We start from the raw sequence: 19,868 nt of genomic DNA, 5'->3' as shown, positions 1-19,868 counted from the left end.
CCTCATGCCTGACTTCCACCCCCTCGGCGCCAGCGGCCTGCGCGTGCCGCGCCTGTGGCTGGGCGCCATGATGTTCGGCGACCAGACCGACGAGGGCGCGGCGCGCGACATCGTCGCGGCCACGCGCGACGCCGGGCTCAACGCCATCGACACGGCCGACAACTACGCCGGCGGCGAGTCCGAGCGCATCGTCGGCCGGCTCATCGCGCCCGACCGCGAGCGCTGGATCGTCGCCTCCAAGGTCGCCAACCCGATCGGCAACGAGCCCAACGACCGCGGCCTGTCGCGGCGCTGGCTGCTGGCCGAGTGCGACAACAGCCTGCGCCGCCTGGGCACCGGCTGGATCGACCTCTGGTACCTGCACCGCGACGACGAGGTCACGCCGATCGAGGAGACGCTCGCCACGCTGGCGCGGCTGATCGAGGTGGGCAAGATCCGCTACTGGGGCGTCTCGAACTTCCGCGCCTGGCGCGTCGCGCGCGTGGTGGAGACGGCGCGGCGCATGGGCGTGCCTCCGCCCATCGCCTGCCAGCCGCCCTACAGCGCCGTGACGCGGCTGATCGAAACCGAACTGCTGCCCTGCTGCGAGCATTACGGCGTGGGCGTCGTGGCCTACAGCCCGCTGGCGCGCGGCGTGCTCTCCGGCCAGTATGCGCCGGGCCAGGCGCCCGCGGCCAGCACGCGCGCGGGCCGGGCGGACAAGCGCATCCTGCAGACCGAGTTCCGCCCGGAGTCGCTCGACGCCGCCCAGGCGCTCAAGGCCCATGCCCAGGCACGCGGCCTGAGCCCGACGCAGTTCGCCATCGCCTGGGCGCTGAACAACCGGCTGGTGCACGGCGTCATCGGCGGTCCGCGCACGCTGGCGCAGTGGCAGGACTACCTCGCGGCGCTGGATGTGCGCCTGACGGCCGAGGACGAGGCCGCCGTCGATGCGCTGGTGCCGCCGGGCTATGCCTCCACGCACGGCTACGTCGATCCGATCTATCCGCTCACGGGCCGACAGCCGCGCGGCTGAGCGCCCCACCTGGCGCGCCTTGCAGCCCAGCCGTGGCCGGGCCGCAAGGTTGAAAACATTTCTTTGGAAACCAATTACCTTCGGTCGGACATGTAATTGATTCATTGCGATTTTGTCGCCGCTGCATCGGTAATTTACTGCGCGATCCTTTGGTCACAGTCAGCGACAAACATCCGTCGAGGCGCGGGATTTGAACGAATTTTCTCCTGCAGAAAATGATTTTGAGCCGCCGTTCCGTGGAGGAATGGCATGGTTTTCAATCATGGTGGGTTGTAAATGATGGCAAAACCGCATGCAGGTCTGGAATCGTCCGGGGGCCGTCCGTGTCCGGAACTTCGCAATGGAGTGCTGCTGATCCTGGCGGCCGCGGTGCTGGCGGCTTGCGGCGGGGGGGACGGGGCTGGCAGCGGCACCGGCGCCGACTCGGGCGCGCTGGCCACGCCCGCGGCGCTGGAGCGCGACCTGCCCGAGGAGGACGCCGTGCCGGTGGACTACGGCAGCGGCCCGGTGGGCACGGCCAGCGCCGTGACGGAGACGATGAAGGCGCTGTCCGCCGACGGCGACCTGGCCGCGGCGGAGCTGACGGCCTCGTACCGGCCGACCACGCTGACACGCGCCGCCTACAACGCCGGCGCCTTCGGGCCGGTCTTCGGCTGGCCGATCATCCCGATCCACATGGTGCAACTGCCCGACGGCCGGGTCCTGGCTTACGGCAGCGACGACAAGGGCAACCAGGGCGCGAAGCTGCATTACGCGGTGTGGGACCCGAACTGGAATCCGGGCGCACCGGGCGCGGCGCCGTCGCCGTTCCAGTTGCTGGCCAACACCACGGGTACCGACATTTTCTGCAATACCCAGGTGCTGCTGCCGCGCAACGGGCAGGTATTCATGGCCGGCGGAGACCGCACCGTCAACGGCATCGTCAATTACGCGATCGCCGACACGAATTTCTTCAACCCGGCCAACAACTCGCTGCGCCGCGAGCCCACCGACATGGCCTACCGCCGCTGGTACGCCACGGCCATCACCAACGCGCGCGGCGAGGTGGTGGTGCTCGGCGGCCGCGACGACCGCTTCTACGCCGGCACCGCCACCAAGCCGGCCACGGCCGAGACCTTCTCGGCCACGCCCGAGATCTACGTGCCCGGCACCGGCTGGCGCACGCTCGCCAATGCGCGCAGCGACGGCGCCTTCGGCGAGCTGCGCGACAACGGCCTTTATCCCAAGGCCTTCCTGGCGCCGGACGGCCGCGTCGTGACCATCACCAACGACGGGCTGCTGTACGCGCTGGATTCCAGTGGCAGCGGCAGCATCGCCAGGCTCAACGGCCAGCTGCCCACCACCAACTGGAACACCACCGCCGTGATGTACGCGCCCGGCAAGATCCTGAGCGCGCGCGGCGGCAAGGCGCTGTCGCTGATCGACATCAACGGACCGCAGCCCGTCATCAAGGGCGGCGGGGCGCTGAGCACGCCGCGCAAGTACGGCTTCTCCACGGTGTTGCCCGACGGCACCGTCTGGTTCAACGGCGGCTCGGCCAACGGGAATGTGCTGGCTGACGCGGTCTATACAACCGAGCTGTGGAACCCGGCCACCAACGCCTGGCGCATGACGGCCAATGCCAGCAAGCCGCGCCTGTACCACGGCAACACCATGCTGCTGCCCAGCGGCGCGGTGGTGGTCGGCGGCGGCGGCGCGCCGGGGCCGGTGATCGGCATGAATGCCGAGGTGTACTTCCCGCCCTACTTCTTCAATCCCAACGGCACCTGGGCCACGCAGCCGGTCATCGGTTCGGTCACGCCCCAGAACTTCGGGCTGAACGCCACCTTCACGATGCAGATGAGCACCTGGGGCGCCATCGACAAGGTCGTGATGGTGCGTGCCGGCGCCGTCACGCATGCCTTCAACAACGAGCAGCGGCGCATGGAGCTGGCCTTCACGCAGGCCGGGCGCACCCTCACCGTGAAGGCGCCGGCGCGTGCCACCGAGATGCCGCCGGGCTACTACATGGTGTTCGCGCTGCGCAAGAACCCGCAGGCGCCGGCGGCAGACAACCGGCTCGTGCCCTCGGAGGCCAAGATCGTCAAGCTGTCCTGAGCGGTCAGCGCCCGGGATGGCAGGGCGGGAGGGCGCGCCGCGGCGGCGGTTGCGCCCTCAAGCTTTCGCGGACAGCGCGCTGAGCCCGCTGAAAAGGGCGAGCCCCAGGCCCGTGAGCGCCAGCGAGCCCAGCAGGTGCGTGCCGGCGGCGGCCAGGGCCCAGCCGTACTGCTGGCGCCCGATCAGCGCCACCACCTCGGCGGAAAAGGTGGAGAAGGTGGTGAGCCCGCCCAGGAAGCCGGTGATCGACAGCAGCCGCCACTCCACCGGGATTTCCGGGTGCTGCGAGAAGAAGGCGCCGGCCAGCCCGATGAGCAGCCCGCCGACGAGGTTGGCCGCCAGCGTGCCCAGCGGGATGGTCGTGAACACGGGGTTGAGCCACAGGCCCAGGCTCCAGCGCAGCAGCGCGCCGAAGCCGGCACCGATGAAGACCGCGAGTGCGCTGAGGCCGCTCATGTGAAAAGGGAAGGCCGGGTGAGGGGACACCCAGTGTAAGAGCGGGTATCACGCCGCCCCGGCCGGCGCTCAGGCCCGGCGCGCCGCCTCGCGCAGCACTTCGGCGGCCTCGTGCTCCAGCAGCGGCCCCTCGACCCGCACCGGCGGCGTGGTGCCGGCCAGCACGTCGGCGCAGCGCGCGGGCAGCAGCTCGCCGCCGAGCAGCTCGGCCATCAGCGGGTTCGAGGCGGCAAAGACGACGCGGCGCACGCCGGCCCAGAACAGCGCCCCGGCGCACATGGCGCAAGGCTCGCCGCTGGCGAACACGGTGCCGCCGCGCAGCGCCGCGGTGCCCAGCCGGACCGTGGCCTCGCGCACCAGCACCATCTCGGCGTGCGCGGTGCAGTCAGCGTCGGTCGCCTGGCGGTTGCCGGCCTCCAGCAGCAGCTCGCCGGCGGCGGAGAGCAGCACCGCGCCGTAAGGCCGGTTGCCCGCGGCCAGCGCGCGGCGCGAGGCGGCGATGGCGAGTTGCATCGCGGTGGTGTCGTCGAGTTTCATGCGCAAGCTCGCGGCCTTCAGCTGCCCCGGTACGTCGATGCGCTCCACGGCGTGCACAGCAGCGGCACGTGGTAGTGCTGCTTCGGGTCGGCGATGGCGAAGCGCACGGGCACGACGCGGTCCACGAACAGCGGGTCCTGCCCGCGCAGGTCCTGGCGCTCGTAGAACTCGCCGACGTGGAAGCTCAGCTCGTAGCGCCCGGGCACCGCAGCCTCGGCCGGCAGCACGGGCTCGTCGGTGCGGCCGTCGGCGTTGGTGCGCAGCGTCTTGAGCAGCTGCCAGCGCCCGTCGCGCCAGGCCGAGAAGTCGATGCGCATGCCCGCGCCGGGGCGTCCGCTGTGGTTGTCGAGCACATGGGTCGAGATGCCGGCCATGGTGGGTCTCCGGGTGGTTGAGCAGGGGTCTGGCGGGGGTCTGCAGGCGGCGCGGCGCTCAGCTGCCGCGGTAGTACGAGTAGCCCCAGGGCGAGAACAGCACCGGCAGGTGCACGCGCTCTGCGGCGTCGCGGATCACGAAGCGCAGCGGCACCTCGGCGAGGAAGGCCGGCCGCGGCAGCGGGGCGTCGAGCGATGCGAAGTAGTCCTGCAGGTGCAGCGTGAGCTCGTAGCGGCCGGCGCGGTAGGCCTCGCCTTCGAGCAGCGGCTGCGCGGTGCGGCCGCCGGCCTGGCAGCGCGCGCTCACCACGTGCTGCCAGCCGCGCCCGTCCTCGTAGCGCGCGAGCTCCACCGCCAGCCCCGCACCGGTGGCGCCGTGGAACATGTCGATGGCATGCACCGTCAGGCGCGGCGGCGCACCGGCCTGCGAGCGCGGGGCAGCGGTCAGCCCGGTGGGCACTGCGGCCGCCGCGGTGCCCAGCGCCGGCAGCGCGGCGCCGCCCAGGGCCAGGCCGGTGCGCAGGAAGCGCCGGCGCGGAGACGGATCGTTGAAGAGGGCATTCATGAGGCAGTCCTCCTTCAGGCCTCGCAGGCCAGCAGCGCGTCCACGCGGGCGCGCGTGATGGCGGCGATCTGCGCCAGCGCCTCGCGCAGCTCGGCCTCGCTGTCGCGCCCGGTGCGCCGGCGCAGCTCGGCCAGGATCTGCGCCTTGCCGTGCCGGCGCGCGGCGATGATGAAGGGAAAGCCGTGCCGCGCCTGGTACGCGGCGTTGAGCTCGCGCAGCGTCTGGAACTCCCCGGCGCTGAGCGCATCGAGCCCGGCGCTGGATTGCTCGGCCACGGACTCCCGCGTCATCGAGCCGGCCTGCGCTTCCTTGCCGGCGAGCTCCGGATGCGCGCGCAGGAACTCGATCTGCGTGCGCCGTGGCGCGGACAGCACCACGGCCATCATCGCGGCGTGCAGCGCCTCGACGCTCTCGAAGGGCCGCGCGGCCCAGGCGGCCTCGGCCACCCAGGGCGAGTGCTCGAAGCTGCGCCCAAGCGCGGCGCGGAAGGCGTCACGGTCCAGGCGGTTGATCTGTTGCAGGGACAACGGGTTCATGGCGGCGGTTGCGGTGTTCATGCGGTGGGTCACGGGATGGGGCCGTCGGTCAATGCGCGGCCTGGGCCCGCGGCGCCGCGGCGCGCACGGCGCGCGGCACGAAACCCAGGATCAGCAGCGTGGCGCAGATCTCGACGGCGGCGACCACGAACAGGCCCGTGGTCAGGCTGCCGGTGGCGGTCTTGATCAGGCCCAGCATCCACGGCGCGCCGAAGCCCGCGAGGTTGGCCACGGAGTTGATCAGCGCCACGCCGCCGGCCGCGGCCGTGCCGGCCAGCACGCGGTTGGGCATCTGCCAGAACACCGGAATGGCGCTCATGGTGCCGACGATGGCCAGCGTCAGCGCCACGAGGGTGCCCAGCGCGCTCACCGGCAGCAGCAGCGCCACGGCCAGCAGCGAGGCCGCGCCCAGCGCGGCGGCGCCGCCGCAGTGCAGCCGCGCCTCCTGGTGGCGGTCGGAGTGGATGCCGTTGAGGATCATCCCGGCGGCGCCGAAGAGGTAGGCCGCGGCCATGATCCAGCCCACGGCGGACGGGCTGGTGAAGCCCACTTCCTTGACCAGCGTCGGGCCGTAGAAGGTCAGCGAGGAGTTGGCGGCGATGATGCAGAAGAACACCAGGATCAGCAGCCAGATGCGTGAGTCCCTGAGCGAGGCCAGCAGCCGGTGCTCGCGCTGGCCGTGGGCGCGCTGGTCCTGCGCCAGGTCGGCCTGCACCAGGGCGCGCTCGCGCGCGGTGAGCCACCTGGCGTCGGCGGGCTTGTCGGTGAGGTAGAACCAGGTCACCACGCCGGCGAGCACCGACGGGATGCCTTCGAGCAGGAACACCCACTGCCAGCCTTGCCAGCCGTTGGCGCCGTCCAGGGTGGTCATGATGGTCCCGGCCAGCGGCCCGCCGATGACGCCGGCGAAGGCGGAGGCCGACATGAACAGGCCGAAGGCCTTGGCGCGGCGGCGGTCCGGGAACCAGTACGTCAGGTACAGGATGATGCCGGGATAGAAGCCGGCCTCGAACACGCCCAGCAGGAAGCGCAGCGCGTAGAACATGGCCGGCGTGGTCACGAACATCATGGCGATGCTGGTGAGCCCCCAGCCGATGGTGATGCGCATGATGGTCTTGCGCGCGCCGATTCTCTGCAGCAGCAGGTTGCTGGGCACCTCGAAGAAGAAGTAGCCCAGGAAGAAGATGCCCGCGCCCAGGCCGTACACGGCCTCGCTCCACTTCAGGTCGTCGAGCATGGTGAGCTTGACGAAGCCGATGTTGACGCGGTCGATCCAGGCCAGCACCCACAGCAGCATCAGGAAGGGGATGATGCGCAGCAGGATCTTGCGGTAAATGCTGTCGAGCTCGCCGGGGGCGGCGAGGTCGGGTGCGTGGTCAACGCTTCTTGCAGTGTCCATGAGGTCTCGCTCCGTGTGCCGGGTGGTGGTCGGTCGTGATCGGGCGCTCTTGGGGGCGGCGCCCTGGCATGGGAGCGGAGTCTGGGCGCGCTGCCCGTCCGCGGCGCACGCGCGCTGCTATAAGCGCCATTCGTGAAACCGAATAAAGGTGCGCTCCTGCCATGAGCCGGGACCCGGTGGACAGCCACCTGCTGCGCGTGCTGGTGACGCTGGTCAACGAGCGCAGCGTCTCGCGCGCGGCGATCCGGCTGGGCCAGTCGCAGCCGGCGGTGAGCATCGCGCTCAAGCGGCTGCGCGAGCTCTTCGGCGACCCGCTGCTGGTGCGCGAGAAGGGCGGCATGGCGCCCACCGAGCGCGCGCTGCTGCTGCGCGAGCAGGCGCGCCGCGCCCTGGGCGAGATCGACGCCATGCTCGCCGGCCCCGAGGCCTTCGACCCGGCGGCGAGCCAGCAGACCTTCCGCGTCGGCTCGCCCGATTTCATGGCCGCGGGCTTCTTGGGCTCGGTGGTGGCGCGCTTTTGCCGCGAGGCGCCGCGCGCGCGGCTGGAGGTGCGGCCCCTGGGCGCGGGCGTGGACGTGGAGCAGGCGCTGGCGCAGGGCGAGCTCGACCTCGTGATCGGCAACTGGGTCAACCCGCCACCGGCGCTGCACCTGTCGCTGCTGCTGCAGGACGAGGTGGTGTGCCTGGTGAGCCGGCGCCATCCGCGCGCGGCCGGCGGCTTCACGCGCGAGCAGTACCTGGCCGCGCGCCACCTGGTGCCGCTGCCGTATTCGGCCGCGCAGCGCGGGCTGGTGGACACGCACCTGGCAGGCCTGCGCGTGGCGCGCGACGCGCGCGTGGTGGTGCCGTACTTCGAGCTCGCGCCGCACCTGCTGGTGGACACGGACCTCGTCTTCACCACGGCGCGGCACTTCGCGGCGCACTACGCGGCGCTGCTGCCGCTGGCCATCGTGCCGGCGCCCTTCGACTTCCCGGCGATGCGCTTCTACCAGCTCTGGCACGAGCGCTCGCAGGGCGCCCCGGCGCACCGCTGGCTGCGCGGGCTGATGTCGGCGGCGGCGCGCCCGCTGGCCCCGGCCCCGGCTCCACCTGGCGCGGCCTGACGCAGCAGCAGCAGCGGCGGCGGTGCCGCGCCGTGCTGCACGGCTCCGGGATAATCCCGCCCATGCCTAGCCTTGACAGATTCCCGGCCGCCCGTGCCGCCGCCGTGGTCCTGCTGCCGCTGCTGCTGTGGGGCTGCGCGGCCACGACCAAGGTCGTCGGCGGCCACCCCGTGGAAAGCTTCGATGCCACCGACCGCTTCGCGCGCACGGTGGCGGTGGACCCGGCCGAGGCCTGCGAGGCCGCGCGCCAGGCGCTGCTGAGCCAGGGCTACCTGGTCAGCGGCGTGCAGCCCACGGAGATGCGCGGACGCAAGAACTTCCACCAGCCCAACGGCCGGCACGTCGAGATGGAGATCCGCGTGGTGTGCACCGACACCGTCCGCGCCGCCGGCGACGACCAGCGCGCCAGCGTCTTCGTCAGCGCGCTGCAGGAGCACTACGAGCTCAAGAAGAGCAGCAACTCCGCCAGCGTGGGCGTGGGCGCGCTGGGCTCGCTGTCGCTGCCCTTTGCCATGAGCAACGACTCGATGATCAAGGTGGCCAGCGAGACCATCACCGTGCCGCGCTTCTACGACCGCTTCTTCGAGATCCTGGACCGCTACCTGGAGCAACCCAGCCGGCTGCCCAGCGACCAGGTCGGCTCGCGGCTGCGCGAGCTGTCGGAGTTCTGAGCCGGGCGGCTCAGCCCGCCAGCGGCGCCGTGGCCGGGGCATCCGCAAACCCGGTCGTCTCCAGCATCTGCCCGTCGTCGAACACCAGCGTGCGCTCCGGCCAGCGCAGCGCGGCCAGCCGCGTGTGCGTGCCGGGCACGAGGCCGCTGCGGCGCTCCAGCCAGCGCCCGCCCACGGAGAAGTCCACGCAGAAGACGTTGCCCCGGGCCCCGAGCCAGGCCTGCGCCGGCGCGTCGCCGAACAGGTCCGGGCTGGTGCGGCCCAGCCGCACGCGGTCCAGCGGCCACACGTGGCGCCAGTGGTGGCCGACGACCACCGGCGTGTCCTCGAAGTAGCCGTCCCACCAGGGCAGCCGCTCGGTGAAGCGCCACTGGCCGTTGTGGAAGAAGGGCGCGGGCGCGGGGCGCTCCAGGCCCGAGGTCAGCACGCGCAGCGGGTTCAGCAGCTGGCGCGCCTGGTCGCAGTGCGCCACGGCCCGCAGCATGGGCACCGGCGCGCCGGGGTCGCCCAGGCGGTGGCGCCAGGGCGCCTTCTCGGCCCGGGCCGCGGCGCGCCAGCCCTGGGTCAGCAGCGCCACGTCGGTCTCGTCGTCCAGCCGCTCGAACAGCTCGGCCACGCCGCCGGCGTCCTGCAGCCGCGCCAGGCAGGCCACGGACGGGCTGTCCCAGGCGGCATGCACCACGCGCAGGTCGGGCCGTGACAGCGTCAGCGGCAATGTCCCGAAAAAGGACAGCACCTCGGCACGCTCGGCCGCGTTCGCCAGCACGGCGTACGGCGCGAAGCGGGCGTCGCGCGCCGCGTTCTCGTTCCAGAACCAGTCGCTGCCCTGCTTGCGCTGGCCGCGCAGCAGGTTGAGCTCGTGGTTGCCCAGCAGCGCCTGGGCACGGCCGGATTGCACCAACGCGCGCACGTGCGCCACCACGGCAGGGCTGTCCGGGCCGCGGTCGCACAGGTCGCCCACGAACACCAGGCGCCGCCCGCCGGGATGGCGGCCGGCGTCGTCATAGCCCAGCACGGCCAGCAGCGCGCACAGCGCTGCGTGCTCGCCATGGATGTCGCCCACGATGTCGAGCGGGGTGTCGGGCAGCTCGGCGTGCATGGCTCAGATTTCCCTCGGACCTTGTTCTTCGGTGGACTGCACTTGTCGTGCGCCTGCGCACGGAAGCACGTCCCGCGCCAGCGCGGGCGCCAGTGGACCACAGCGCGGCAGCGGCGCCGCCCGCGGCACGGTGCGTGGGAAGACCGCGGTGGCGCCGCAGAATCACGGTGTGGGACTCCACCCCGCTGCAGGAGACGCCATGCACCGCTTCCATCCGGCACGCCCGTCGCGCCGCGTCCTCATGGCCCGGCTCGCCGCCGCCCTGGCGGCGCCCGTCCTGCCGGCGGCCGGCCGCGCGCAATCCGGCCTGCGTCCGACCCCCGCGCAGACCGAGGGCCCGTTCTACCCGGTGAGCCTCGGCGAGGACACGGACGCCGACCTGCTCGCGCACGGTGCGCGCCGCTACGCGCAGGGCCAGCCTTGCCGGGTGCACGGCACGCTCACCGACACCCGCGGCGCGCCGCTGGCGGGTGCGACGGTGGAGATCTGGCAGTGCGACGGCCAGGGCCGCTACCACCACCCCGGCGACGGCGGCCGCGCCGACCCGGCCTTCCAGGGCTTCGGCCGCGTAACCACCGGTGCCGACGGCGGCTGGAGCTTCCTCACCATCCGGCCCGTGCCGTATCCAAGCCGCACGCCGCACATCCACTTCAAGGTCCGGGACGCCGCCGGGCGCAGCCTGTTGACCACGCAGCTCTACGTCGAAGGCGAGCCCGCCAACGCGCGCGACGGCCTCTGGCGCCGGCTCTCCCAGGCCGACCGCGAGGCGCTGACCCGGCCCTTCGTGGCCGGCCCGGAGGGGTTGAGCTGCGACTTCCCGATCGTGGTGGAGGTTTGACGCTGCACCGGCCGCTCGAGGGCGGCTTCATTCGGCAAAACAACATACTCGGCTGATCGGGAGCCCTGGTGGCCCGACTTTCCACGCCAGCGCCCGGAGCGCGACGGCGGTTCCAGTCCTTCCTGCCAGCCGCCTCGGACCTCCTCAACCAGGACGGCCTCGTGCCGCGGCCAGAATGGCGTCTCTCACCGGGATGTGAGTGTTTCTTGGTAACTCGTATGTTGTCACGGGCACTCTCATGTCCTGCCGGCGTGCATGCCGGCGGCGGCGGTCCCGGCTTCCTAACGCGCAACGACCTCTTTCCCCATGCAGATCCGTCCCGCCGTGCCCGAAGACTTCGACCAGTGGCTGCCGCTGTGGCAGGCCTACCAGCGCTTCTACGAGGCGGCGATTCCCGAAGCCGTCACGCGGCGCACCTGGGAGCGCTTCCATGACGCGGCGGAGCCCATGCACTGCGCCGTGGCCGAGGAGGGCGGCCGGCTGGTCGGGCTGGTGCACTTCATCTACCACCGCAGCTGCTGGACCAGCGCCGACTACTGCTACCTGCAGGACCTGTTCGTGGCCGGCGAGCAGCGCGGCCGCGGCCTGGGCCGGACGCTGATCGAGCACGTGTATGCCGAGGCGGCCGCCGCGGGCGCCTCGCGCGTGCACTGGCTCACCCAGGAAACGAACCACACGGCCATGCAGCTCTACGACCGCATTGCGCAGAAGAGCGGCTTCGTGCAGTACCGCAAGCTGCTGGGCTGAAAGTCGCAACGGCGCCGCCATGCAGCTGCTGGTCAACATCGATGTCCCCGACCTGGCGCAGGCCGAGGCCTTCTACGTCGCCGCGCTGGGCCTGGTGCCTGGCCGCCGCCTGGGGCCGGACGTGCTGGAGCTGCTCGGCGCCTCCTCGCCGCTGTACCTGCTGCGCAAGGCGGCGGGAACGAGCCCGTCACCGGCCGCGGCGCAGCGCCGCGGCTACGCCCGGCACTGGAGCCCCGTGCACCTGGACTTCGTGGTGGAGGACATCGAGGCCGCCGCGCGGCGCGCCGAAGGCGCGGGCGCCACGCCGGAGCAGCCCGTCACGGACTTCGCCTGGGGACGGCTGGCCACCTTCGCCGACCCCTTCGGCCACGGCTTCTGCCTGGTGCAGTTCACCGGCCGCGGCTACGACGCCATCGCCACCTGACCGCTGTTGTCCGCGCCGGCCGAGCGCAGCAGCTGCGCCGCCGGCTCGGGCCGGTGCAGCAGGAAGCCTTGCGCGCAGTCCACGCCGATTTCGCGCAGCCGCTCCAGCACCTCAGGCCGGTCCACGAACTCGGCCACGGTCTTGACGCCCACCACGCGCGCCACGTTCTGGAAGCAGCGCACCGTGGCGTCGTCGAGCGCGTCGTCGAGCAGGTTGCGCACGAACTGGCCGTCGATCTTGAGCTGGTCGATGGCCAGTGACTTCAGGTAGCCGAAGGACGAGGCGCCGGCGCCGAAGTCGTCCAGCGCGATGCGGATGCCCAGCGCGTGCGCCTGCGTGATGAAGCGCGTGGCCTCGGCCATGTTGGTCACGGCGGCGGTTTCGGTGATCTCCAGGCACAGGCAGCGGCACAGCGCCGGCCCGGCGGCGGACAGCAGCGCGATCGCGTCGCGGTGGAAGGCCCGGTCGCCCACCGACTGCCCGGAGAGGTTGATGCTGAGCATGTCGATGCCCGAGAGGTCGCCCTGCGCGCGCAACAGCTCGATGCCGCGCGCCAGCACCCAGCGGTCGATGCGCGAGGCCAGGTGGAAGCGCTCGGCCGCGGGCAGGAAGGCGCCCGGCGACACCAGCGTGCCGTCGCGCTCGCGCAGCCGCACCAGCAGCTCCGCATGCAGCTTGGGCGCCTGCGCCGGCGTGTTCACCGGCACGATGCGCTGCGCGTGCAGCACGAAGCGGTTTTCGTCGAGCGCCTGCTCCAGCCGCGTGGCCAGCTGCATCTCGCCGTGGCGCGCGCGCAGCGCTTCGTCGCTGTCGAGCCACAGGTGCACGCGGTTGCGGCCGTTTTCCTTGGCGGCGTAGCAGGAGGTGTCGGCGGCCTGCATCACGGCGCCGACCGTGGCCCAGCGCCGGTCCACCGGCACCAGCCCGATGCTCGCGCCGATGCGAAAGCGCTGCCCGCCCGACACGAAGCGGAATTCGTTCATGCGCTCGCAGACCTCGCGCGCCACGCGCAGCGCCTGCACGTCGCTGCAGTGCTCCAGGATCACGGCGAACTCGTCGCCGCCCAGGCGCGCCAGGGTGTCGCGCGTGCGCAGCGCCTGGCCCAGCAGTTGCGCCACCTGCTGCAGCAGCTGGTCGCCGGCGGCATGGCCGCAGGCGTCGTTGACGAGCTTGAACTGGTCGAGGTCGATGTAGAGCAGGGCATGGCCCTGGCCGTCGGCCTGCGACTGGTGCAGCAGCCGCTGCAGCCGCGTCTCGAACTCGGCGCGGTTGACCAGCCCGGTGAGCGCGTCGTGCGTGGCACGGTGGTCGAGCTCGACACGGATGCGGTGCATGGAGGTCACGTCCTGCGCCGCGCCCACCAGGCGCACCGGGCGGCCGTTGGCGTATTCGACCTGGCCCACGCAGCGCACCCACAGCCGGTCGCCGCCGCCCCGCTCCATGGGCAGCTCCAGGTCCCAGCCCTCGCCGGTGGCCAGGGCATGGTCCACCGCGGCGCGCAGCCGGGGCCGCGCTTCGGGCGCGTAGAGGCCCAGCGCCTGGTCGAGGCTGTCGCAGCCGCCCGGCGGCTCGCCGCACATCTTGCGCAGCTGCTCGGTGCGGGTGAGCCGGCCGGTGGCGAGGTCGATCTCCCAGCCGCCCACGCCGGCCAGCGCGCCGGTACGCTGCAGCAGCGCCTCGCTGCGCTGCAGTGCCTCCTCCTGGCGCTTGCACGCATGGACGGCGTGGGCGGCCTGCTCGCGCAGCCCGCGCTCGGCCAGCAGCGCGCGCCGGCCTTCGAGCGCATGCGCCGCGGCAGTGGCCAGGTGGCCCAGCGCCTCGCGCTGCAGCGGGCTCAGGGCATTCGGCTGTAAATCGACCACGCACAGCGCGCCCACGTTGCGGCCCTCGATGCGCAGCGGCACGCCGGCGTAGAAGCGCACGCCGGGCACGCCGGTGACCACCGGGCTGTCGGCGAAGCGGGGGTCGAGCGTGGTGTCGGGCACCTCCAGCAGCGTGTCCTGCAGGATGGTGTGCGCGCACGGGCCGACCGCGCGCGGCACCTCGAATACGTCGGGCAGGCCGGCTCGGGCCTTGAGCCAGATGCGGTGCTCGTCCACCAGGGACAGCAGCGCCACGGGCGTGCCGCACAGCGCGGCCGCGGCTTGCACCAGCGCGTCGAACTCGGCCTCCGGGGCGGAGTCCAGGACGTCCAGGGCGAGCAGGGTTTGCAGGCGGGCGGGTTCGTCGGCGGGGAAAGGGGCAGCAGGCAAGAAACGGCTCGGGTCGGAACTACAGCCCCATTGTCGGCACGTCATTCGCGGCTGACGCCGGGCGGCGCCGGTCGTGGCGCTGCAAACCGTGGCTTTGTTCGCGCCGCCGCCAAACTTGCGCCCGGTTGCAATCGGTTGCGCTGGTACGGCACCGGGCCGTAGCAGGAGCCGCCCTGGCCGGGGCTGCCGTCGTTGTATTGCAGGCTGGCGCCGAAGTCGCCCTGTACCGGCCTACATCGCCCATGCCGCCAGGCCCGGCGCCACGGCGGTGCCCAAGCGCGCCATGCGCCCCGGACACCGCGGCCATTCAGGTTCAAGTCCGGACATGGGGTTTCACTGCGATAAATTGAAGCCATTTCCTGGAAGATTTTGAATCTGCCGACGCGCCGCGGCGGCGTCGATTGGCTGCCCGGCGCGCGCGGCTGTCCATTCAAGACCGGGGCGCCGTCCTCTTCAAAGCCCGTGAACTGCAGCCATTGCCGCCTGCGCGGATTTCCGGGCTTCACCGGGGATTTCCGCCAAATTCCTGCGCTTGCCCTGATCCGGTTCCGCATGGCGTGGGAGTCGGCACGTTCACGAAGGCTGCACGCCGGGCCTTGGGCCATTCCGGGCCGTGCCGTCTGCATCCTGATTGGATGGCGCGGCACGCATTTTCCAACCAGGCTTGAATGGGCTGAGCATTTTCTTTTCCGCTGCATTCGCTCCGTATTTTTCAAGGAATATGGGTCGTGACCGAATTCACGAAGTTATTGAAGCACCCGCTTCACGGCGTGAATCTTGACAGTGTTGTGACAAAGCACCGGGGCCCGCCGACGATGATCCGCATGCGCGTCAAGGCGTTCCGCGCGCCCGGCTCCGACTTCAATTTCGACCCCAATTCCGATTCCGAGGAACCTTGATGAGATACCTGCTGGCGGCCGTGTCGCTGGCCGCCACCCTGCTGCTGCTGGGCCTGTCCGGGCCGGCCGCGCTGCACGTCGGCTCGGTGGCCGCGCCGGATGCCGGGCGGCTGCGGGTCGTCGGCTCCAGCACCATGACGCCGCTGGTGGCCGCCATGGCGCGCCGCTTCGAGGAGTTGCACCCGGCTGTGCGCATCGAGGTGGACGCTGGCGGCTCCGGCCGGGGCCTGAGCGAGGTGCGCGAGGGCCGTGCCGACGTCGGCATGGTGTCGCGCCCGCTGGACGCCGGCGAGCAGGACCTGCGCGCGCTGCCCATCGCGCGCGACGGCGTGGCCGTCGTGCTGCACCGCGACAACCCCGTCACCGCGCTCAGCCACGAGCAGGTACGCGGCATCTACACCGGCCGCCTCGTGAACTGGAAACAGCTCGGCGGACGAGATGCGCCGATCTTCGTCATCGACGCCGAGCCCGGCCACGGCACGCCGGAGCTGTTCCTGCGCCACTTCCGCCTCGCAGCGCACGCGCTGCGTCCCCATGCCCATGCCGGCGACAACGGGGAGAGGCTGCGCCTGCTGAGCGAGCGCCCCACGGGCATCGCCTACCTGTCGGTGGGCGAAGCCGAGCTCGCCGTGCGGAGCGGCACGCCCATCCGGCCGCTGGCCGACAACGGCGTGGCGGCCACCAGCCGCAACATCGGCCGCGGCAACTACCCGCTGGCCCGGCCGCTGGCGCTGGTCACGCTCGCGGGGCCGGGCACGCTGGCGCAGGCCTTCGTCGCGTTCTGCGCCTCGTCCCAGGTCACGGACCTGATCCAGGCGCACGGCTCCGTGCCCTACCTGGACTGACGCGCCATGGCCGCCCGCTGGACCCAGACCCTGCGCGACCGGCTCGCCGGCCTGAGCCTGCGCGCGCAGCTGCTGGCGGGCTTCGCGGTGCTGATGGTGCTCACGCTGGCCGCCGACGGCGTGTCGGTGTTGAGCCACCGGCGTGCACAGGGCGCGCTCGATGCCTACGTGCACACCGACCACCGCATCGCCAAGCTCACCGGCGACGCGCGCGCCGGGCTGCTGCGCGCGCGGCGCAACGAGAAGGACTTCCTGCTGCGGGTGCGCGAATACGGCTTCGAGGAGGCGCGCTCGCGCTACGTGACGCTGCTGCAGGCCGAGCTCGCGGGCGTGCGCGGGCACATGGCGCAGGCCCGCCGCCTGGGCACCGACGCCGCCTTCGCCGCCGGCGCCGCGGCCGTGGAGGAGGCCGCGCTGCGCTACGAGCGTGGCTTCCTGCACGTCGTCGAGCTCTACGGACGTCTGGGCCGCCGCGACGCCGGGCTCGAGGGCGAGTTCCGAAGCGACGCCCGCGCCATCGAGACGCTGCTGCAGGACCAGCCTCCCGGGTCCCTGCACGCCGGCCTGCTGACGCTGCGCCGCGTCGAGAAGGACTACCTGCTGCGTGGCCTGCCGGCCGACGCCGGAGCCTTCCAGCGCCACGCCGACCGCTTCGAAGCCGCCGTCCGGCATTCGGCGCTGTCCCCGGCAGGCCAGCGCGAGGTGCTGGCGCTGACGCGCGCCTACCGCCAGCGCTTCGCGCAGTACGTGGCCGTGGACGAGGCCATCGAAGACGCGCGCCAGGACTACCTGGCCGCGGTGCACACCGTGGAGCCGCTGCTCGACCGGCTGGACCTGCGCACCGACGCCGCGCGCGTGGCCACGCAGGCCACGCTGCTGGACATCGGCCACACGGCGCAGTGGAGCATCACCGCCGTGGCGGCGGCGTCGATGCTGCTGGGGCTGGCGGCGGTGCTCTACATCGGCCGCAACATCGACCGTGCGCTGCGCGCGTGCATGGACTTCGCCGCTCGGCTGGCCGCGGGCGACCTCGGTGCGCGGCTGCCGGCGCAGCCGCGCACCGAGTTCGGCGTGCTCGCGGGCTGGCTCAACCGCATGGCCGACGCGCTGCAGAAGAACCAGTCGCGGCTGGCCGAGCAGGCTGCCGAGCTTGGGCGCCTGAACCGCGCGCTGCGCGTGCTGTCGCAGTGCAACGAGACGCTGGTGCGCGCCGGCGACGAAGCCGCCCTGGTGCAGGAGATCTGCCGCCACGTGGTGGAGATCGGCGGCTACCGCCTGGCCTGGGTGGGCCAGGCGCAGCTCGATGCCGGGCGCACCCTGCAGCCCGTGGCCGCGGCCGGCCCGGGCCAGGACTACGTGCGGCAGCTGAGCCTGAGCTGGGGCGAGGACGCGCAACGCCACGGCATCGGCGGCGCGGCCGTGCACGAGGGCCGCGTGGTGGTGGTCGGGCGCATCGGCGCCGACCCGCTGCTCGCGCACTGGCACGCCGCGGCGCAGGCGCACGGGCTGGCGTCGTGCATCGGGCTGCCGCTGCGCTCGCGCGACGGCGTGCTGGGCGCGCTGTGCATCTACGCCGGCGAAGCCGACGCCTTCGACGAGGCCGAGATCAAGGTGCTCACCGAGCTGGCCGACGACCTGGGCTACGGCATCGCCAACCTGCGCGAGGCGCAGCAGCGCCGGCGCTTTCAGCGCCAGCTCGAACACCAGGCCGCCTTCGACACCCTCACCGGGCTGCCCAACCGCGCCACGCTGGAGGCGCGGCTGCACCAGTCCATGGCCGACGCGCGGCGCCACGGGCGGCGCCTGGCGCTGCTGAGCGTGGACCTGGACCGCTTCAAGCTCGTCAACGACACGCTCGGCCACGGCCTCGGCGACCAGCTCATCCACGGCGCGGCGCGCCGGCTCGAAGCGGCGGTGCGCGACGGCGACACCGTGGCGCGGCTGGGCAGCGACGAGTTCATGGTGCTGCTCAAGGACGTGCAGTGCGCGGCCGAGGCCGGCGGCATCGCCGCGGCGCTGCTGCAGGCGCTGGCCGCGCCGCTGCTGCTCGACGGCCGGGAGCTGCGGCCCAGCGCCTCCATCGGCGTGAGCCTGTTCCCCGACGACGCCGCCGAGCTGCCCGCGCTGCTGCGCAACGCCGACACCGCCATGGGGCACGCCAAGCAGCTGGGCGGCGGGCGCGTGCACTTCTTCGCGCCGGAGATGAACGCGAGCGTGGCGGCGCGCTTCGCGATGGAGGCCGACCTGCGCCGCGCGCTGGAGCGCGGCGAGCTGCTGCTGCACTACCAGCCGCAGGCGAGCCTGTCCGACGGCCGCGTCATCGGCGCGGAGGCGCTGCTGCGCTGGCGCCATCCGGAGCAGGGCATGGTGTCGCCGGCGCAGTTCATCCCGCTGGCGGAGGAGACCGGGCTGATCGAGCCGATGGGCGAGTGGGTGCTGCGCGAGGTGTGCCGCCAGCAGCGCGCCTGGCTCGACCGCGGGCTGGACGTGCCGCAGGTGGCGGTGAACCTGTCGGCGCGGCAGTTCCGCCACCCGGACCTGGTGGGCCTGGTGGCGCAGGCGCTGCGCGACCACGCGCTGCAGCCGCATCGGCTGGGACTGGAGATCACGGAAAGCGCGGCCATGCACGACGTGGAGCGCGCCATCGCCACCGCCGCCGGGCTGCGCGCGCTGGGCGTGGGGCTGTCGCTCGACGACTTCGGCACCGGCTACTCGTCGCTGAGTCACCTCAAGCGCTTCCCGGTGCACCACCTCAAGATCGACCGTTCCTTCGTCAACGACATCGGCACCGACCCCGACGACGCGGCGATCTGCACGGCCGTGATCCACCTGGCGCACAGCCTGGAGCTGCGCGTCATCGCCGAGGGCGTGGAGACCGAGGCGCAGCTGCAGTACCTGCGCCGCCAGGGCTGCGACGAGGTGCAGGGCTACCTGTTCAGCAAGCCGCTGGCGGCCGCCGACTTCGAGGCGCTGCTCGCCGCCGGGCGCCGCCTGGCGCTGCCGCCGGCGCACCCGGCGCCGGCCAACGAGGCGAAAGCCTCGGCGACACGGGTGGCCTGAGGAACCGCGTCCGGGCCCGGCGCGCCAGGGCAGGGCGGGCGGCACACCACTTGCCAAAAGGCTGTCGTGTTCAATCCTTCCCAGACAACGACATGAACTCCAAAGCCCTTCTCGCCGCCGTGTTCGCCGCCGCCCTGGCCGGCGCGGGCCTGCCCGCCGCCGCCGCCGCCGACGACTCGCAGCCCGCCATCACCAAGCAGGAAGCCAAGGACCTCAGGACGCAGTCCAAGGGCGAGTACGAGGCGCGCAAGGACATCGCCGAGGCCAACCACGACCTGAACAAGGCCGACTGCGAGGTCAGCGCCGACGGCAGCGCCGAGCGCGCGTGCAAGAAGGAAGCGGACGCGCTGCGCAAGGCCGAGAAGGCCGAGGCCAAGCAGATCCACGAGACCGACAAGCAGGCCATCAAGGCGCTGTCGAAGTAAGCGCGGCCGGCACCGGCCGCCAGCCTGGGCGGCTGGGCGCCGCGCACCCGGTTTCATCCCTTGGGCCTTGCGGGTAGCAGCACTGCGCCCGCGGCCATCGGCTTGGTGCACCATGACGCCCCTTGCCGGCGCGCCGCGCCGGCGCTGGCCACGAGGGGAATGACGATGGATGCAAGACGCCGCGCGCGCAGCCTGCCGCGCCGGGGCCTGCCGGCCTGCGCCCTGGTGCTGCTGCTCGGGGCCTGCGCGGCCCCGCCGGGTCCCGGCGCCGTGGCACCGGCGCCCGCAGCCATGCCGCAGGAGTCGGCCCCGCTGGGTCCGCAGCGCATCGCCGCCCTCCTGGCCACGCCCGACCGCAGCGCCGCCGACCGCGCCAACGACGCGCGGCGCAAGCCGGAGGAGATGCTGGCCTTCATCGGCATCCGCCCCGGCATGGTGGCGCTGGACCTCAGCGCCTCGGCCGGCTACACGAGCGAGCTGCTGGCGCGCGCCATCGGCCCCACCGGCAAGGTCTATGGCCAGAGCG

At 72.4% G+C, this 19,868-nt stretch carries 20 protein-coding genes and 1 pseudogene; 13 read left to right on the top strand and 8 right to left on the bottom strand.

All coding sequences use genetic code 11. From position 1 onward, the window contains the following. Positions 1-4 precede the first annotated feature (4 nt). Together FJ694_RS28825 and FJ694_RS28820 are read left to right on the top strand one after the other, a co-directional pair. A complete protein-coding gene (locus FJ694_RS28825; RefSeq protein WP_157270986.1) occupies positions 5-1,015 on the top strand; it encodes an aldo/keto reductase in 1,011 nt (336 codons plus the stop codon). 345 nt (positions 1,016-1,360) lie between these two features. Beyond that, the gene (locus FJ694_RS28820; protein WP_198321051.1) at positions 1,361-3,112 is read left to right on the top strand and encodes a galactose oxidase early set domain-containing protein; all 1,752 of its coding nucleotides are present in this window, start codon (positions 1,361-1,363) and stop codon (positions 3,110-3,112) included. A gap of 57 nt (positions 3,113-3,169) precedes the next feature. Here FJ694_RS28820 and crcB read toward each other — a convergent pair whose 3' ends face one another. The 6 genes from crcB to FJ694_RS28790 all read right to left on the bottom strand — a co-directional run bounded on the left by crcB (position 3,170) and on the right by FJ694_RS28790 (position 6,979). Continuing rightward, complete coding sequence (gene crcB / locus FJ694_RS28815) at positions 3,170-3,568, bottom strand: fluoride efflux transporter CrcB (protein ID WP_157270984.1); 399 nt, start codon at positions 3,566-3,568, stop codon at positions 3,170-3,172. 69 nt (positions 3,569-3,637) lie between these two features. Beyond that, a complete protein-coding gene (locus FJ694_RS28810) occupies positions 3,638-4,105 on the bottom strand; it encodes a nucleoside deaminase (protein ID WP_198321050.1) in 468 nt (155 codons plus the stop codon). Between the two features lie 17 nt (positions 4,106-4,122). Continuing rightward, positions 4,123-4,479 (bottom strand): hydroxyisourate hydrolase, encoded by a 357-nt coding sequence (gene uraH, locus FJ694_RS28805; RefSeq protein WP_157270983.1) that lies wholly within the window; start codon positions 4,477-4,479, stop codon positions 4,123-4,125. A gap of 58 nt (positions 4,480-4,537) precedes the next feature. Beyond that, on the bottom strand, positions 4,538-5,044 hold the full coding sequence (locus tag FJ694_RS28800; protein ID WP_157270982.1) for a hydroxyisourate hydrolase: 507 nt from the start codon (positions 5,042-5,044) through the stop codon (positions 4,538-4,540). 14 nt (positions 5,045-5,058) lie between these two features. After that, entirely contained in the window at positions 5,059-5,601 is a 543-nt protein-coding gene (gene uraD, locus FJ694_RS28795; protein ID WP_198321049.1) for a 2-oxo-4-hydroxy-4-carboxy-5-ureidoimidazoline decarboxylase, read from the bottom strand. A gap of 28 nt (positions 5,602-5,629) precedes the next feature. After that, on the bottom strand, positions 5,630-6,979 hold the full coding sequence (locus FJ694_RS28790) for an MFS transporter (RefSeq protein WP_157270981.1): 1,350 nt from the start codon (positions 6,977-6,979) through the stop codon (positions 5,630-5,632). Positions 6,980-7,140: 161 nt separating this feature from the next. Between FJ694_RS28790 and FJ694_RS28785 the strand changes: the two genes are divergently transcribed. Both FJ694_RS28785 and FJ694_RS28780 read left to right on the top strand, forming a co-directional pair. Then, complete coding sequence (locus FJ694_RS28785) at positions 7,141-8,082, top strand: LysR family transcriptional regulator (RefSeq protein ID WP_157270980.1); 942 nt, start codon at positions 7,141-7,143, stop codon at positions 8,080-8,082. A gap of 62 nt (positions 8,083-8,144) precedes the next feature. Further along, a complete protein-coding gene (locus FJ694_RS28780; protein WP_157270979.1) occupies positions 8,145-8,753 on the top strand; it encodes a DUF2242 domain-containing protein in 609 nt (202 codons plus the stop codon). A 10-nt stretch (positions 8,754-8,763) separates the two neighbouring features. On the opposite strand, the gene FJ694_RS28775 is transcribed toward FJ694_RS28780, so the two are convergent. Beyond that, complete coding sequence (locus FJ694_RS28775) at positions 8,764-9,852, bottom strand: metallophosphoesterase (protein WP_157270978.1); 1,089 nt, start codon at positions 9,850-9,852, stop codon at positions 8,764-8,766. A gap of 199 nt (positions 9,853-10,051) precedes the next feature. Between FJ694_RS28775 and FJ694_RS28770 the strand changes: the two genes are divergently transcribed. The 3 genes from FJ694_RS28770 to FJ694_RS28760 all read left to right on the top strand — a co-directional run bounded on the left by FJ694_RS28770 (position 10,052) and on the right by FJ694_RS28760 (position 11,861). Then, positions 10,052-10,690: a dioxygenase family protein gene (locus FJ694_RS28770; RefSeq protein WP_232540270.1), complete on the top strand. Its 639-nt coding sequence runs from the start codon at positions 10,052-10,054 to the stop codon at positions 10,688-10,690. 306 nt (positions 10,691-10,996) lie between these two features. Continuing rightward, positions 10,997-11,437 (top strand): GNAT family N-acetyltransferase, encoded by a 441-nt coding sequence (locus tag FJ694_RS28765; protein WP_157270977.1) that lies wholly within the window; start codon positions 10,997-10,999, stop codon positions 11,435-11,437. Between the two features lie 19 nt (positions 11,438-11,456). Beyond that, the gene (locus FJ694_RS28760; RefSeq protein ID WP_157270976.1) at positions 11,457-11,861 is read left to right on the top strand and encodes a VOC family protein; all 405 of its coding nucleotides are present in this window, start codon (positions 11,457-11,459) and stop codon (positions 11,859-11,861) included. On the opposite strand, the gene FJ694_RS28755 is transcribed toward FJ694_RS28760, so the two are convergent. After that, positions 11,840-14,113 carry a putative bifunctional diguanylate cyclase/phosphodiesterase gene (locus tag FJ694_RS28755; RefSeq protein WP_157270975.1) on the bottom strand — a complete coding sequence of 758 codons (2,274 nt, stop codon included), beginning with the start codon at positions 14,111-14,113 and terminating at the stop codon, positions 11,840-11,842. The genes FJ694_RS28760 and FJ694_RS28755 overlap by 22 nt on opposite strands. Positions 14,114-14,482: 369 nt before the next feature. Between FJ694_RS28755 and FJ694_RS28750 the strand changes: the two genes are divergently transcribed. From FJ694_RS28750 to FJ694_RS36835, 6 genes and pseudogenes are all read left to right on the top strand, one after another. Continuing rightward, entirely contained in the window at positions 14,483-14,845 is a 363-nt protein-coding gene (locus FJ694_RS28750; RefSeq protein ID WP_157270974.1) for a hypothetical protein, read from the top strand. Beyond that, a complete protein-coding gene (locus FJ694_RS28745; RefSeq protein ID WP_157270973.1) occupies positions 14,842-15,012 on the top strand; it encodes a hypothetical protein in 171 nt (56 codons plus the stop codon). The genes FJ694_RS28750 and FJ694_RS28745 overlap by 4 nt, the downstream gene beginning before the upstream one ends. Next, a complete protein-coding gene (locus tag FJ694_RS28740) occupies positions 15,012-15,857 on the top strand; it encodes a phosphate ABC transporter substrate-binding protein (protein WP_157270972.1) in 846 nt (281 codons plus the stop codon). Before FJ694_RS28745 ends, FJ694_RS28740 begins: the two co-directional genes overlap by 1 nt. A gap of 6 nt (positions 15,858-15,863) precedes the next feature. After that, positions 15,864-18,917, top strand: coding sequence for a GGDEF domain-containing protein (locus FJ694_RS28735; RefSeq protein WP_157270971.1), 3,054 nt, complete (start codon positions 15,864-15,866; stop codon positions 18,915-18,917). 92 nt (positions 18,918-19,009) lie between these two features. Then, positions 19,010-19,342, top strand: a complete 333-nt coding sequence (locus FJ694_RS28730; RefSeq protein ID WP_157270970.1) for a hypothetical protein — start codon at positions 19,010-19,012, stop codon at positions 19,340-19,342. A 165-nt stretch (positions 19,343-19,507) separates the two neighbouring features. Further along, positions 19,508-19,868, top strand: a pseudogene (locus FJ694_RS36835) (hypothetical protein); the annotation flags it as partial.

The organism is Azohydromonas aeria (genome assembly GCF_009760915.1).
GTDB lineage: Bacteria > Pseudomonadota > Gammaproteobacteria > Burkholderiales > Burkholderiaceae_C > Azohydromonas > Azohydromonas aeria.
This window is presented reverse-complemented; position numbering and strand designations above follow the sequence as displayed.

Coding starts and splice junctions, on each gene's coding strand:
- FJ694_RS28760 (WP_157270976.1), top strand. CDS start 11,457: ATGCAGCTGCTGGTCAACATCGATGTCCCCGACCTGGCGCAGGCCGAG.
- uraD (WP_198321049.1), bottom strand. CDS start 5,601: ATGAACACCGCAACCGCCGCCATGAACCCGTTGTCCCTGCAACAGATC.
- FJ694_RS28785 (WP_157270980.1), top strand. CDS start 7,141: ATGAGCCGGGACCCGGTGGACAGCCACCTGCTGCGCGTGCTGGTGACG.
- FJ694_RS28765 (WP_157270977.1), top strand. CDS start 10,997: ATGCAGATCCGTCCCGCCGTGCCCGAAGACTTCGACCAGTGGCTGCCG.
- FJ694_RS28775 (WP_157270978.1), bottom strand. CDS start 9,852: ATGCACGCCGAGCTGCCCGACACCCCGCTCGACATCGTGGGCGACATC.
- FJ694_RS28800 (WP_157270982.1), bottom strand. CDS start 5,044: ATGAATGCCCTCTTCAACGATCCGTCTCCGCGCCGGCGCTTCCTGCGC.
- crcB (WP_157270984.1), bottom strand. CDS start 3,568: ATGAGCGGCCTCAGCGCACTCGCGGTCTTCATCGGTGCCGGCTTCGGC.
- FJ694_RS28770 (WP_232540270.1), top strand. CDS start 10,052: ATGCACCGCTTCCATCCGGCACGCCCGTCGCGCCGCGTCCTCATGGCC.
- FJ694_RS28730 (WP_157270970.1), top strand. CDS start 19,010: ATGAACTCCAAAGCCCTTCTCGCCGCCGTGTTCGCCGCCGCCCTGGCC.
- FJ694_RS28735 (WP_157270971.1), top strand. CDS start 15,864: ATGGCCGCCCGCTGGACCCAGACCCTGCGCGACCGGCTCGCCGGCCTG.
- FJ694_RS28825 (WP_157270986.1), top strand. CDS start 5: ATGCCTGACTTCCACCCCCTCGGCGCCAGCGGCCTGCGCGTGCCGCGC.
- FJ694_RS28740 (WP_157270972.1), top strand. CDS start 15,012: ATGAGATACCTGCTGGCGGCCGTGTCGCTGGCCGCCACCCTGCTGCTG.
- FJ694_RS28780 (WP_157270979.1), top strand. CDS start 8,145: ATGCCTAGCCTTGACAGATTCCCGGCCGCCCGTGCCGCCGCCGTGGTC.
- FJ694_RS28810 (WP_198321050.1), bottom strand. CDS start 4,105: ATGAAACTCGACGACACCACCGCGATGCAACTCGCCATCGCCGCCTCG.
- uraH (WP_157270983.1), bottom strand. CDS start 4,479: ATGGCCGGCATCTCGACCCATGTGCTCGACAACCACAGCGGACGCCCC.
- FJ694_RS28790 (WP_157270981.1), bottom strand. CDS start 6,979: ATGGACACTGCAAGAAGCGTTGACCACGCACCCGACCTCGCCGCCCCC.